The 13,876-nt window shown below is 61.7% G+C and carries 12 protein-coding genes; 4 read left to right on the top strand and 8 right to left on the bottom strand.

Annotated features, from left to right (window positions below; genetic code table 11):
- Positions 1-54 precede the first annotated feature (54 nt).
- The gene (locus V5G24_RS09025) at positions 55-414 is read right to left on the bottom strand and encodes a helix-turn-helix domain-containing protein (RefSeq protein ID WP_394016270.1); all 360 of its coding nucleotides are present in this window, start codon (positions 412-414) and stop codon (positions 55-57) included.
- Positions 415-546: 132 nt separating this feature from the next.
- On the opposite strand from V5G24_RS09025, the gene V5G24_RS09020 reads away from it, so the two are divergent.
- The 4 genes from V5G24_RS09020 to V5G24_RS09005 all read left to right on the top strand — a co-directional run bounded on the left by V5G24_RS09020 (position 547) and on the right by V5G24_RS09005 (position 4,443).
- Positions 547-2,112, top strand: coding sequence for a hypothetical protein (locus V5G24_RS09020; protein WP_394085527.1), 1,566 nt, complete (start codon positions 547-549; stop codon positions 2,110-2,112).
- A 64-nt stretch (positions 2,113-2,176) separates the two neighbouring features.
- Positions 2,177-2,626 (top strand): hypothetical protein, encoded by a 450-nt coding sequence (locus tag V5G24_RS09015; protein ID WP_509292303.1) that lies wholly within the window; start codon positions 2,177-2,179, stop codon positions 2,624-2,626.
- Positions 2,623-3,825: a COG3904 family protein gene (locus V5G24_RS09010; RefSeq protein ID WP_394085529.1), complete on the top strand. Its 1,203-nt coding sequence runs from the start codon at positions 2,623-2,625 to the stop codon at positions 3,823-3,825. The genes V5G24_RS09015 and V5G24_RS09010 overlap by 4 nt, the downstream gene beginning before the upstream one ends.
- Before the next feature lie 69 nt (positions 3,826-3,894).
- A complete protein-coding gene (locus V5G24_RS09005) occupies positions 3,895-4,443 on the top strand; it encodes a 3'-5' exonuclease (protein WP_394085530.1) in 549 nt (182 codons plus the stop codon).
- Between the two features lie 305 nt (positions 4,444-4,748).
- Here V5G24_RS09005 and V5G24_RS09000 read toward each other — a convergent pair whose 3' ends face one another.
- From V5G24_RS09000 to V5G24_RS08970, 7 genes are all read right to left on the bottom strand, one after another.
- Positions 4,749-5,585, bottom strand: coding sequence for a hypothetical protein (locus V5G24_RS09000; RefSeq protein WP_394085531.1), 837 nt, complete (start codon positions 5,583-5,585; stop codon positions 4,749-4,751).
- Positions 5,582-7,141 (bottom strand): AAA family ATPase, encoded by a 1,560-nt coding sequence (locus V5G24_RS08995; protein WP_394085532.1) that lies wholly within the window; start codon positions 7,139-7,141, stop codon positions 5,582-5,584. Before V5G24_RS08995 ends, V5G24_RS09000 begins: the two co-directional genes overlap by 4 nt.
- A complete protein-coding gene (locus V5G24_RS08990) occupies positions 7,138-8,748 on the bottom strand; it encodes a restriction endonuclease subunit S (RefSeq protein ID WP_509292302.1) in 1,611 nt (536 codons plus the stop codon). The genes V5G24_RS08995 and V5G24_RS08990 overlap by 4 nt, the downstream gene beginning before the upstream one ends.
- 38 nt (positions 8,749-8,786) lie before the next feature.
- Positions 8,787-10,184, bottom strand: coding sequence for a class I SAM-dependent DNA methyltransferase (locus tag V5G24_RS08985; protein ID WP_394085534.1), 1,398 nt, complete (start codon positions 10,182-10,184; stop codon positions 8,787-8,789).
- Between the two features lie 348 nt (positions 10,185-10,532).
- Positions 10,533-11,441 (bottom strand): TIR domain-containing protein, encoded by a 909-nt coding sequence (locus tag V5G24_RS08980; protein WP_394085535.1) that lies wholly within the window; start codon positions 11,439-11,441, stop codon positions 10,533-10,535.
- A gap of 301 nt (positions 11,442-11,742) precedes the next feature.
- Positions 11,743-12,636, bottom strand: a complete 894-nt coding sequence (locus V5G24_RS08975; protein ID WP_394085536.1) for a hypothetical protein — start codon at positions 12,634-12,636, stop codon at positions 11,743-11,745.
- 279 nt (positions 12,637-12,915) lie between these two features.
- Positions 12,916-13,467 (bottom strand): recombinase family protein, encoded by a 552-nt coding sequence (locus tag V5G24_RS08970; protein WP_394085537.1) that lies wholly within the window; start codon positions 13,465-13,467, stop codon positions 12,916-12,918.
- Between the last annotated feature and the right edge of the window lie 409 nt (positions 13,468-13,876).

Genomic DNA, 13,876 nt, shown 5'->3' with positions numbered 1-13,876 from the left:
GAGCCGATCGGTCCAGATTGGTGCCATCGGCCTTGCCTTGAAGATCGACCGACGTCAGGCCGTCTTGGGGCCCTTTTCCTGCTGCAGGCGCAGGATCACTTCGGCCTGTGTCACAGCGATCTCGAGTTCATAAGTCTCCAGATTGTTCACCACCGTGACGATGCGGTCGATCAGCATCGAGCGATCGGTTGGCGCGGCCATGTCGTCGGGCTCGCGTTTCACACCCAGTAACGCGTCGGGCGTCGTGCCGAGCGCTTTTGCGATTCTCACCAAAGTGGCCAAGTCAGGCTCCCTCGCTCCGCTGATGTAATGGGCATAGCGGCGCTCGTTGAGGCCGGCCCTGCGCGCGGCCTCAGCGTTGGAGATGCCGAGCTGTGCCGCCCGTGCCCGAATGTTCGCTGCGAAGAGATCCATGCGAACGAAATGTTCCGATCTGCCTTGCAGCGTCTACGAACAATTTGTATGTTACGTAATGTCCATAATGGATACAAGGCGCGTTCTCGCCGCGACTGAAATACCTCCACGCCTCAGAAAGGAACCCCTCCGATGGCCTCTTCCAGGCTGATCAGGACGCTTGCGCTGTGCGGCAGCCTTGGCCTGCTCGCCCTCCCCCACTCAGCTAAGGCCGAGTACGGCTACAAGGACCGGATCTTCGAGCAGAAGTACGTCCTTCCGGAAAAGCCGAGCGACAACGAGCTGGTTATGCTCCGCCTGTCGCTCATGATGATCGGCATCACCCCCGAGCAGATCGACGGCTTCTTCAGTGCGGAACTGGCGCAGGCCATGGGCGGCCTGTGCGATTGGGCGGCACTCCAGAAGAAAGCCGTGTCGCGGCCGCCCGCGTCGCCCGCACAAGAAATCATCGCGCAGGCGCCGGAGCCTTTGTCGAAACTTGACGCAAAGCCCCGGCCGCCCGAGGTGACCGGCACCGAGCTTTGCCTGGCGCAGACGGTGCTCTTCAAGAAGGCCTATGGCGATGGCCTCTCGACCGACCGGCAATTGAGCGATCTGGCAGCCGCGACCCGCAGGCGCTTTGCGGCGAACTGGATCCCGCAGGCCGAATTGCAGCGGACGGACGTGCAGACCGCCGCGCAGCGGCTCTGGACCATCCTCTGGCGCGTGCAGCGCCTGGCCGGTGTGGGCGTTGTCGTCCCCGCAGCCGATGGGGGTGCGCTGGAAGACATCCCCATCAAGGAGGCCTTGAAGCGGCTCATGGGGGATGAGCCCTACGCCACCATCGATCGCCGCCTGACCGAGATCGAGGAGGAGACGGCACGTGCCCTTCAGGCGCGCGAAGCGGCGCGCAAGCAGAAGGACGCACAGCGCCAGGAGGAGGCCCGCCTTCAGGAAGAAACGCAGCGCCAGGATGAGGCGCGCCGTCAGGAGGACTCGCGCGCGATGCGTGACGCGGAGGCGCGCGAGGGGCAGGCAAAGGCGCAAGCCACGGCTGCCGCCGATGCTTTGGACGCGGCTCAAGGGCGTGTCGCGCGCGCGCGCCAGTCCGTGCAGGCGGCCGAGCGGCGCTTGCAGGAGCGGTCCGCCGCGATCCAGGCCGATCAGGCGCGCCGCATGCAGAGCTTGGCCATGGGCATGGCACGGGGGCCGTCCGGCATGGCGCAGGCATTCCAGGGTCTGGCGGGCGGCGGCGGTCCCGATCCCCTGGAGGGCTTGCGGCGCGAGCGAGCACAGGCACAGCGCGAGCTCGACCAGGCCATGGCCGCGCTCGCAGCGCTGCGGTCCGCGCAAAAGACGGCTTCGGCATCGCAGGCCGCACCTGTGGGGCAGCCAAGCGAAGAGCGCTGCGTCGAAGGCGGCCGGTGCACCATCGTCGAGCGCACGGTCTTCTGCCGCACCCCGCAGCAGCTCGCCACCTTGCTCTCGGAACGGCCGGGACCGGCGCGGCGGCGCGTGCGCGACATCCTCACAGACGCCGGGGAATGCGCCGTGCTCGATGTCGGCGAAGCCCTCTCATGGACCGGGCCGCGCCTTGCCATCCAGCCGAAGGGCGAGGCGGCGGCAGCGCTGCTTCCCGTCCAGCTTGTCGATGGCCGCACCGGCTTCGTGCTCAGCGGCGGCGTGGGGATGTCAGCCCCCGCCACGGCGCAGCGCTGAGCCGCGATCTCACTCTCGTTTCCATCGCGTCACCACATCATCGCGTCATCTGTTGGGGGAAAGCATGAAAGTTCTGATGAAAAACCCGAAGACGGGCGAGCTCAAGCGCATCAAGGTCGGCTGGAGCTGGGTCCTGTTCTTCTTCTCCACCTTCTTCGGCATCCCGCTGTTCCTGCGCCGTCTCTATGTCTGGGGCATCCTGATCAATGTGATCAACTTCTCCACCAGCATCAGCCAGAGCCTGGCGGATCTGGAGCCGAAGGACGTGGCCCTGGTCGCGCTCACGGCCTGCATTCTTGATCTCACCTTGATGATCTTCTTCGGCGTCAAGGGCAACGAGCTGACGGCCAAGAATTATCTGGAGCACGGCTGGGTGTTCGCCGATCCGGACGCGCAGGAGACCTGGTACGCCAAGACCCGATGGAGCCTCGCCATCGACCGGCCGCCGTATCGCACTGAGCCGCATCCCGCCGAGCCCACTCGCACCGAGCCGACCATGCGGAGCGAGGGATGATTTTTCGCGCGAAACGCATCTTCGCAAGCCTCGCCGCCGTCGCCCTCCTGGCGCTGGCGGCTTCGTCATTCCAGGCATGGGCGGAAGAGCCGGATTGCGATGCGCCGGACTATCGCCCGGCCGATTTGCGCAAGCCCATGCGCTTCTTCTCCCCGCCGACCGCGATCTGCAGCGGCAATGCCGTCGAGCGCGCAGACCTCGCCGTCGGCATGATCACGCCGGACACGCCGCAGGCCTTCGCCGCCTTCGCCCGCGACAATCCCGATGGCGGCATGCTGCAGTTCGTCTCGCCGGGCGGGGATCTCGCCTCCGCAGCCAAGCTGGGCGAACTGATCCGCAAGGCGGGCTTCGGCACCAGCCTCGGGGAGGTCTGCATCGGCGCCTGCGCCTATGCCATCCTCGGCGGCGTGAAGCGCTACATGATCACGCAAGACCCCGGCGCCGAGGACCAGGGAGACCTCTTCGACCGCTTCGAGGGCGCCACCGGCACTCGCCTCGGCGTGCATCAATTCTCCTTCTCGGGCACACCCGCCTATGCCCAGCAGATCATGGGGCGGCTGATCGACTACACGCTGAGCATGGGCATCGATCCCCGCTTTCTGGCGCTTGCGGCCAAGACGCCGGAGGGCGCGCCCCACTGGCTCACCCCGGACGAGATGCGCGCCTGGAACATCGACAACACCGCGCGCCGCTATATCCCCCTCAGCCTAGAGGCCGCCGGCGGCATGGGCACCGATATCAGCGCCACTGCCGAAGTGGCCACCAGCCGCTTCGACGACACCACCCGCCTGCGCCTCTTCTGCCGCAAAGGCCGCAAGACGCCGCTCGTCGCCTTGGTGTTCCAGCCGGGCTCTCGCGACACAGCGTTGGGCCAAAAAACCAGCCGGACGGACGATGTGCTGAGCATGCTCGAAAACCTCGACATGGAGGTGCGCTTCGAGCGCGGCGGCACGCTCAAGGTCTCAACGCGCGTGCTCGACATCAAGCCCAGCCCCACCGCCGAGGCGCCGTTCCAGCTCACCGCCGTCCTGGAGCTCTCTGGCGTGTCATTCCAGGAACTGGAAGCCGTGGTCGCGGTCTCGCTCCTGGACGCCGGCGATCTCTCCCGCGCCGATTGGTCGATCCAGGACGCCCTGCGCTTCCGTGTCTTCGGAGATCGACGCTTGATCCACCTCGCATTGGCGAACTGCACTGAGTGAACTCTCCCGTCCGGACGCCTGACCCCATGGAGCAAGGTGGCGCGGTATCCGGGATCAGGCGATAGGAGCTTGTTCCAGATATTGGGCAGGGAGCTGCAGGTGCCGACGATCCGATGGCCTCTCCGCATCCTCGATTTTGAGGCGAGCTCTTTGGAGGATGGCGGATATCCCATCGAGGTGGGTGTTGCCGTCTGGCCGGCGCCGGACCAGCCCATCCAGGTGTGGTCGGCGCTGATCCGGCCGACGCAGGATTGGAACGACTTCGGCCATTGGAGCGAACTGTCGCAGGAGGTGCACGGTATCGACCGGGCCGAGCTTGCCACAGCCGAGCCGCCGATGGCCGTTGCGAGGAGCCTGAACACACTGATCGGCGACGGGCCAGTCTTGTGCGATGGCGGGCCTTTCGGCGCCTATTGGATGGACGCCCTGTTCGACGCAGCGGGCACAAAGCCCGGCCTCACGCTGCGCAGTTGGGACAGCCTGCTTCGCGAACTTGGTGATGAAGTCAGCGAGAGGGTACGGGATCAGCTGGAACACGCCGAAGTGCGGCACCGGGCTGGCGAGGATGCTTCAATGCTGATGGAGGCGCTTGCGGCTGGGTTGAAGCAAGATTGCTGATCGGCGGGGTGCCACGGATCTGGACAGCGGCGGCACGGCGCAAATGGCGCTGTTGACCATTTGCTGACCCTCGACTGCCCTTTTCAGCGATGCCCGCTTTGCGCCCCCATTTCGGCCATTGATCTGGCAACGGCGGCGGCCCAAAAGCGGGCATTAGCGAGGCAAGGCACGTCGGCGCCTTTCGCCCTCTTTCCGGTTATTCCGAGCCGAGGTCCAATCTCCCAGAAGCGGACTTTGCAATGAGGTTTCTCGCATCGATCACCAAATGCCCCCTTGCGATGAGAGCGTGGAATTCATCCAGCATATCAACTCAACTCGTCGCGAACGATGAACTGGGGCAGGCCCTCGGCCTGAAGCAGCGCCCGGATCGTGGCGCTGAACGGGGATTTCGACCGACTCGCCTCAATGAGGTCTTCTGCGATCCCCTTGAGGCTTCTCTGTTCACCTGCAGTCCGGGCCGGTGGAGCCTTTTTGGCGATATCCTTGTAGATTTCGATCGAGCGCCGGTAGGGTCGCACATGAAAGCGACGCGCGTCGTTGAGCTGGCTCTGCCGGATGCCCAGCAGATTGATCGCCCAATCTACTTGCTTTTGATAGTCCGGCTCCAGCGATCTATTGGGATGCACTTCGCCCGCTTCATTGAACTCAAGCAGATCCCCTGAGCCCTTGACCGTAGGGTCCAGCAGGATGGGCGCCTCACTGCTGATGTCGCGCGCGGCAAGGGTGGCCGCCTTCGTTGTGTCGTAGAGCGGAAACCAGTTCGCCTTGCCGACCGTCGATTCGGCGTATTCCCGGTTCGCCTGATTGCATAGAGCGCCGGCCAAGACATAGTTGTTTGGATCGAACGCGAGCCAAGAATAGCCCTCGCTGGTTTCGGTCTGACTGATCTTCGCTTTCCCCTTTGGACGGAAGTGATCGACATCATACCGGGAGACGGCTTCGAAGGCCTCCGAGTACCAGCATTTTCGATGGGACATTTCCAGCAAGGCGGGCCGGAACGCTGTCCAGATGCCGCTATTGTCCTTGATGAACGCCTTGCGTGCCGCCTCATCGGTGATGGCCTCCAGCGCGGTGGCTGCTGCTGCGGCGGCGGCGAGCACGCTTGCATCGACCTTGGTAAGGTCGCGTTTGACGTAAATCATTGTCCCTCGCGAATTTCCTTTACCAGCCTGTCGGACTCCTCAGAGATGGCTTGCAACTCTTCGGCGGTGAGGGGGTGATCTCTGCGCAGCTCGGCGGCATCGAACTGTTTGAGGAACTCCCGATAGAGAGCGTCCTTATGATCGTAGGTTATGCCCATCCTCGACAGTTCAAACGTCAGTTCCTCCCGTCTCGCATCCTGTTCGGGAGACGGGTCAGGCATCCGCATGAGGGCGTTGCGTTCGGCCATGAGCGCCTTCGTAGGCTCATCGACAGCGCTCGGAAGACCGAACACATCCATCAGGACGCCGGAGAAGCCAAGGCCCCTTGGGTCGACGCGGGGTTCGTAGGCCCGGATCGCGCCACTACGACCCGCCATCACTCGGACCTCCTCCTTGCGGAGCGCGGCGATGGTGAGAGGATTGTGCGAGGTCAGAATGAATTGGCAGTTGTCGGCCTCCTCACCCTCACCGGTCCACTTTTCGATCAGTTTCAGATAGTCGAGCTGCCACGCCGGGTTAAGATGGGTGTCCGGTTCGTCGAGTAGAAAGAGAACCCGCTTGCCGCGCGAGATTCGGGTCAGGCCCAGAACCATGAGGAGTTGGCGCTCGCCGTCCGAGAGTTCGGAGAAACCAACCTCGCCCTCACTGTCCGCGCGGGAAACCCAAAGCAGCAGATCTCGGAAGAGGTCGGATATGTCCGCCGCCTCCAGGGCTGTGAACATTTCGGCGTCGTTGGCATAGTTCGCCGCCAGCCGCGCCATGTCCCGCTCGGATCGGACAAAGCAGGCCAGTTGCGCTTCTCGCTCGTCCTTGTCGCGATAGTCGTCCTTTGGATTGTCTTCGAGGTCAATCGGGTGATAGGCGACGTCCAGCCATGCCCGCGCACAGGCACCTGCCGGTCCAGCGGCTCCCCAGAGCGTGTAGGGGTTGCGCACGGCGCGAGGCTTGGATTTAGCGAACCAAGGCTCCCGGAAATGCGCTAGGGCGGATCCGAAACGGCCGATCCGAAGCTTTTCTCCCAGGAGTGCCAGCACTTCATGATCGGGGAAGCCGAAGAAGGCCGCTAGGGCGAAGACCCCATGGATGGGTCGGCAGTAGAACAGCCGACGCTCGACCAGGGCCGAGCGGCAGGCCTCGGCGTCCTCGTTGGTCTTGATCGCATCGTAGTATCGGCGCTGGTGCTCGTCGAACAGTCGCTCCAGACGGCGGCTGCTGCCTGAATAATAGCCGAAAACCATGTCGGGCAGAATGTCGGCGCGACGCTCGTCGAAAACCGACCGTGCCCAATCCTCGCCGTTGAACTGGGCCACGATGGAGCCTGTCAGGTTCGAGAGGCTGACTTTGTTGGCGCCCAGCCGATACTCCACCTCGAACCTGAAATGCACGTTCGTGTTGAGATCGGCGGCCCGGAAGATCTCCACCAAGGCTTCGATGAGGTTCGATTTCCCTGATCCGTTTTCGCCAATTACGACCGTGGTCAGCCGACGCTTGTCGAAGGTGATCTCGAAGGCGTTCAAGTTGCGGAAGCCGTCAATCGCGGCCCTGTCAAGTCTCATGGGGCAGCCCGAAATCCGTCGCCGTTCTCGACTAGATGACGACGCCCCAGCTCCCACATCAGCTGCTTGTAAAAGTCGGCAACCGACAACTCTGTCAGGGCGAAAAGGGCTTTGGCGGACAGGCTTTCCTCATCGCCGGATTTCAGCAGGTCAGCCAGATAGGGCTTGTCGCGCACATCGGGGTCCAGAATGGATTTCAGGATACGACTCACTTTTACCGGTCCTTCCTGCTGAGGGCTGGCGGGAGCCGACGCCCAATCCTTCTCCGCGTTCACGGCCCGCAGCCGCAACTCCGCGAGCGTCGTTCGGCTCAACCCCTCCAGCGCATCCTTGGCGAATTCACCGCGAAACGCCAGCGATAGCAACGTTTCCCTCAACTTCTCAAGGTTGTCGAGCGCCTGTGTCGCAATCTTCGTCAGCGCATCGATGCGGCCAAGCGATCCGTGCAGAATGCGGACAATTTCACGTTGCTCCTCGATCGACGGCAGGGGGAGCTTGTGGTCAACGACGTCGGCTTGCCGGATTTTCCAGATTCCCGTCGTGGTCCTAGCTTTGCGTTCGATCCGGCGCCGGACCTGAGGCGCGTTCCAGACGAACGCCAACCAAGCCGGATGCACGCGCGTCGGATCCGTTCTCAGCCGAAAAACGGTGTCTGGATAGATGGTCAGCTCGTGCGGCGCTTCCGTCAGTGATGCACGCCCCACCAGCGACTTGGTTCCGTTGCCTCGGCTGATGAGAACATCTCCGGCCGCCAACTCATATCGCGTGGCGCGTGCCGTCGGGATGGGAAGATATCGAACGTCATCCAGGTCAACCCGCATTGATCGCAAAGCGCTGAGGCGCAAGGCGCGAATACCTGGCGGTGTGTCCTGTCCCCGAATGGACAGACCGTTCTGGATGGGAATGGCGAGCATTTCGGAGACCTCCACCTCTTCAAACGCGAAGGCCCCGCTGTCGGTGGATGTCTCCGAGCCAGCCTGCGTCGCGACGCCGGTCTTTGCGCCCGCGCGACGGCGCCAGGTTTCGGTCAAGCGTCCGTCATGGGCCTCCGAGAGAAGGCGTTCCGTTTCGGAGTTGCCCATGTGAGGGACCGAGTGAAGCAGGCCCTTGATCGTCTCGATTTTGCCTAGCAGATAATCGAGAGCGACCACAATGACCGCCTGCTCCTCCGGCGGCGGGAGCGGAACCGCCACGGTTTTCATCTTCGCGGCGGACAGCTCCAGGAACGTCGTGCCGCTCGCCAAGCTCTCCGCATAGGCCCGCGAGTGCCGCAGGTAGAGCATGAGATATTCAGGCACATGCTCCGGCCTCAGCACGACATTCTTGCAGCCTTGGCTGGTCGTGATGGGATTTGCGGAGACGGCGCAATAGCCGATAGGCGCGCGCGACGAAAAAATGACTGTGCCGGACGGCAGAAGCCGCGCGGAGGATTTACTCAACCCAAGTTGGCTGAGATTGCGTCGCCCCCGTCGTATGTAAGCGCCCGTTCGGCCCGACATATCTGCCGGCGTCACCCAGGGTATGCTTTCATCATCGGAGAAATTGGCGGCTTGGCGCACGGGCGGCGTTCCACCGCCATAGACCTCGCCGATGTCGGCGATCGTCACCCAAGCCCAATGCTCGGGAACGGGCCAGCGCGGCTTGCTCACGTTGCGGTCGGATCTGCGGGCGAACGCAGACTTGCCAGGTCTAGGCCGAGGCTTTCGGCCTCGCTCAACGCCTCTCGAAGCTGTTCAGCGATCATACTGACGAGACCTCCGACATCAGCATCCACGACATCGCCGACTGGATCGCGAACCAGATCGAGGTCGTAGTTCCGGGCGACTATCTCCTCGCGGGACCAGGAGTTGAAGGCGGGGCCGGATTCTGGGCGAGGAGCTCGGCCGAGAGGATCGACGCCGTAGAACGCCTTGAATCCGGACAGGCTTGCCGCATCAAAAGGAACCCCACGTCCATAGCGCTGGGCCGTCCTTCGCAGATCATAAACCCACAGCCGGTTCCCAATCGGTCGGTCCGTTGGCGCACGACGCGTGAACATGAGGACCACAGTGCTAACGCCCGTGGCGTAGAAGATGCCCACGGGCAGGCGCAAGATGGTGTGAACGTCCGAGGTCTCGAACAGTTCCTGGCGCACGCGCCGCCCGGCGCCGGCTTCGAACAGGACGTTGTCCGGGACCACTACGGCGGCCCGGCCGCCGGGTTTAAGCGACCGGTAGATGTGCTGCAGGAACAACAATTGCTTGTTAGAGGTGGCTATCGCGAAATCATCGCGGCGCGCCCGCGCGCCGCCGCCCGTGCTGCCGAAGGGCGGGTTTGCGAGGATCAGGTCGGCCGGCTTGAGGCTCAAGGCGTCATCGGTGAGCGCATCGCCGTTAATGACCCGGCCGTCCATGCCGTGCAGGAAGAAGTTCATCAGGCAGAGGCGGCAGGTGTCACGCTCGATCTCGACGCCTTCGAAGATCGCAGGGGGCCCATCCTCGGCAGCCGCGAGCAGGTAGCGCTGCGCCGAGACTAGGAAGCCGCCGGTGCCCGCGGCCGGATCTTGTATTACCTCACCTGGCACCGGTCGCATCAGCTCGACTAAGCAATCAACGAGAGCGCGCGGCGTGAAGTACTGGCCCGCGCCCGCCCGCCCCTCCGAGCTCTCACGCAGGAGATATTCGTAAACGTCTCCGAACCGATCCGACCCCACCGCGTGCCAGTCGAGCTCGTCCATCGACCGAAACACCTTTGCGAGGTTTTCGTCGTGAGAAAAGACCGTAGTCGGGAATGCGAAGATACGGCTGATATCGTTGTTGCCGACATCCTCGCCGAGATTGGTCAGCATCTTGCGATAGAAGCTAAGCATCCCTGGGCCGGCGTGAGCGCGCAGGTCGCTCCAGCGGCAACCCTCGGGCAGCTCGTCCTCGGCGCTCGTCTCCTCCGCGATTTTGAGGAAGAGCAGATAACTCAACTCAGCCAGATACTTATGATAGACAATGCCGTCGTCCCGCAGAACGTGGCAGAGGCTCCATAGCTTCGCTCCGAATTCCGCTATTTTCACCCGCTGCGCCTCTGACCCTTTGTACCGAACCCATTTAGCCCATCGCAGAAGCGCTGCAAAGGGACGACGTCTGCAAGACCGCTTCTGCGCGGAATGGCGGGATTGATCTTACGTGCTCCGATAGTCTTGCCTACAACCGGCAGTGTGGTCGGTTGATGCCATTGACACCCTTCAGATGGATATAACTTGCGGTCCGGCGTTCCGCCTGAGGGTCAATTCCAGACGCCGGCAGCAAAGGCTCCGATGCAGCTATTGGTATTGGGAAATCCGGCAGCGGACCGTCCGCTCCCGGCCCCGCATTCGTCATGACCGATGGCAGAAAGCTATCGGGTAATGTGACCAGTTGGGTCATGCCATGCTCGCTTTGTGTTGGTCGACCGCGACCCCCGCTTCGATCAACTCCTTGATCAGACGCCGCCTCCATCCGCCGTATTCGTCGAAGTTCTCCCACACCATCCCGATGAGGTCCGAAGGCAGCTCCACATGGCCGCGCTTCAGCGCGCAGACGTGCGACCGGCCGAGCCTACCGATAAAGTAGCCCCACTCAAGTATGACGTTCTGTCGGGCGCGCCCATCACCCCCTTGGGGGCTGTAGTCATCGGGCGAAAGTAGCACGACAGCGTAGCCGACATCAGCATCACGTTCGAACTTTTCAATGATCGTTTTCCCGGCATTCACCTGGTCAGCCAGAATGACTGGCTCCAGACCGATGGCCATCAGAAAGTTGGAAACGGACAGCTTCATGTTGTCGTCGTGGCCGTGCACAATGAAGACACGCTTCGAACGCTCTGGTTGCGCCTTCGGCGCCCATTGAGACTGCTGGCCTTTCATCGGCGCCGCTGGCCTTCTTTCCACGAAACCGTCGCGTATGCTGACGACATCCTCGCCGGACTCGGTCAAGTCATTGAGGCTGCCATCGCGCGACGACGCGAGCTTGAAGGCCTCACGTTCCTTCTCGCCGATATTCACCTGGATGCCGCTTCGATAGTGCTCGCCTGCTCGCGCGACGATGGCGGATTGCAGTGGGATGCCTTCGGGGGTGCGGACCTCAGGATTTTGCAATGCGTAAGTAGCCAGGGACGTTGCCCGCGCCATCAATCCTGAACCCAGTCCGGCGTCGGTATGCTGAAGATCATACTCCAGACGAAGGGCTTCGAAGCCCGAGTGACCTTCGGCCTTCAACATGTTGGCTGCAGCGATCACGGTTGCACGGGAGGGGAACGGCGGAAGCCTCTTGACTCGGACCTGGTCGACCACGAAGCCCTCCTAGGTGTGATAAAGGACGTTAACACACAGAACTGGTGGTTTGACCAATCAACCCCGCAACAAGTCCGGCCTAGGCAAAAGATTTCCGGACGTCCGCTTTCGACGCTCATCGCCTACAAGCCGCCAGTCCGCTCACGGCCCCAAAGCGGACCTAGAACCGCAGATCAAGGTCGTCGAAGCGGCTGACATGGCCGCTGCCGAGTTTTCGGTTCGCGATCTAAAGGCCAGACGCCAACGCGTTGGTGTTGACGATTCCACACCAGGCCGCGGATAACCGATTCTTATAGGACAATCAGGTTCCTGCAGTCGCGACGGACTTCCGGATGCGGCACTCGGAGTGAACGATCTCGACGCCGTTATAGCCGTTTGCAGCCAGCATGCCGGCGACATCATCTATGGACAGAGTGCACTTCGGACCGATAATTACCCGCTCGATCGCGCCACGATGCTTGTCGTCGCCGTCCCGGTACCGACCGAATTGGAACGGCAGGTAGCTCACCTCGCCACTGGCCCCGGTGCGGGTAAAAGGGGTGATCCACTCATTGACCTCGCCGTCATCGGACACCAAGACGCCGTCCCCCGGATTTGGCTCCTCCTTGGTCTGCAAATGAATCATCCGGATTTCGCGTTCATAGGCCCAGGTGTGATGCTTGAGCGCAGTGATGGCCGCAAAGGCGCCCACGGAGGCCTGCGTCCAGAACTGCTCATTCGCAACGCCATCACCGCGATCGAAAATAGCCGCTATCTCGAGAACCTTCGACCGGAAGGCTCCCGGTGTGTTGTCAGAGAGGTAGTTTGCCTGCTGCAACCGGGCTTGTATGTCATTCATCGCGGTCGGCTTGAACCCGATCGATAACCCGACATATCCAGTATACTCGTTCCACAATGGGAGTTCGTCCTCGACCAGAGAAAAGCAACAGCAGAAAGCTTGATGGCTTTTTCGCAATGCCGTCAGCCTGCCGGCCAAGATCGACAGGAAGAAGCCTCGATGACCTTTGTATTCGTTATGGCGGACCGCCTTGAGCGCTTCAATGAATTGTTCGAATCCTAACTCCAACTCCCGAGGGTCGTTCATCTGCGTCAGGTCGTTGAACCAGAGCGCCTTCGATTTCAGGATACCTTCGAAGCCGGCGGGACTAGTAAAATGATAGAGGGGCTGACGGGGCCGGTATTCGAGTAACGCCATGGACTATTCTCCGTCGACCGTCAGAAAATCTATCATGCGCTTCGTGTCCGCCGCCAGGATCGGGAAGCTACCGGGGTCCAGTGCGGTCGCGCGGCACTGGTTAGACTGCACCGAGGATCGAGCGTCCCACTCGACGAACGACCAGTTGTCGCCGATTCAAGCCTCCAACCGTTCGACATATGTTAGTCCTGCACCAGCGCTAAAAAGCCGACAGTCTGCATCCGGCCCCAAACCGGTCATTCGTCATCGTCGCAGCGAGCTTCTGGCGCAACGGCGAGCTCACTCAATGGGCCCGATACGGCTGATGGTGGCTTTGCTCACGCCTGTGATTCGCGCGAGTTCGCGCACACTCTCTCCTTCCGCCCTTCGCTTGGCAACGAAGGCACGCTGATCAGCCGATAGCGCATGCTTACGGCCGAATCGCACGCCGCGCGCCTTGGCGCGAATGCGGCCTTCTCCTGTGCGTGTTCTGATCAGCTCTCGCTCGAATTCGGCGAGGCCACCAAGTACGGTGAGCATAAGACGGCCATGCGGTGTCGTCGTATCGGCCCAGCCGTCGCCGAGGGACTTGAACGCGGCGCCGCGTTCGGCGATCTCAGCGAGAATATTGAGCAGATCGCGTGTCGAGCGGGCCAGGCGATCAAGCCGAACGACGAGAAGCGTGTCACCGCCTCGCAAGGCGGCTACGCATTTTCGCAGCTGTCTTCGGTCAGTTTTGGCGCCGCTTGCCGTCTCTTGGAAAAGCTTCTCGCAGCCGGCGGCCCTGAGGTGTTCGATTTGGCTATCTAAAGTTTGTCCATCAGTTGAGACGCGCGCGTAGCCAACAATCATTTATGTATTATGAGACTATATTATGAGACAGTCAACGTATTGAAATTTCAGAGCATAAATATCGTCTCATATATTTTGATTTATGAGACGGGTTGGCAGAGATTGCCGTATTTTGTGAGCAGAATAGACTTCTTCTGGACGGCATGGTGGCTAATCGCGTAAAAGCCAATTTCTGCTCGGGAGTGAAAGTCCTCCCGGATCGCACCAGCGCCGTAACTGCAGCGACCTTATGGGGCCCAGCGGTATTTAAATGATGCAGAGAAATATTGAATTTACGTATATTTGAGTCGCGAAAATGCCCCCCAACTCAATAACCCTAGGGGGCGGCATAAACTCCCATTGAAATTGATCTCGGCGGATTTACCTGCATTCAATCACAACACGTCCATGCAGCGGAGCATGCCAGTCA

It is taken from the genome of Roseixanthobacter finlandensis (assembly GCF_043195105.2).
Lineage (GTDB): Bacteria > Pseudomonadota > Alphaproteobacteria > Rhizobiales > Xanthobacteraceae > NCEH01.
This window is presented reverse-complemented; position numbering and strand designations above follow the sequence as displayed.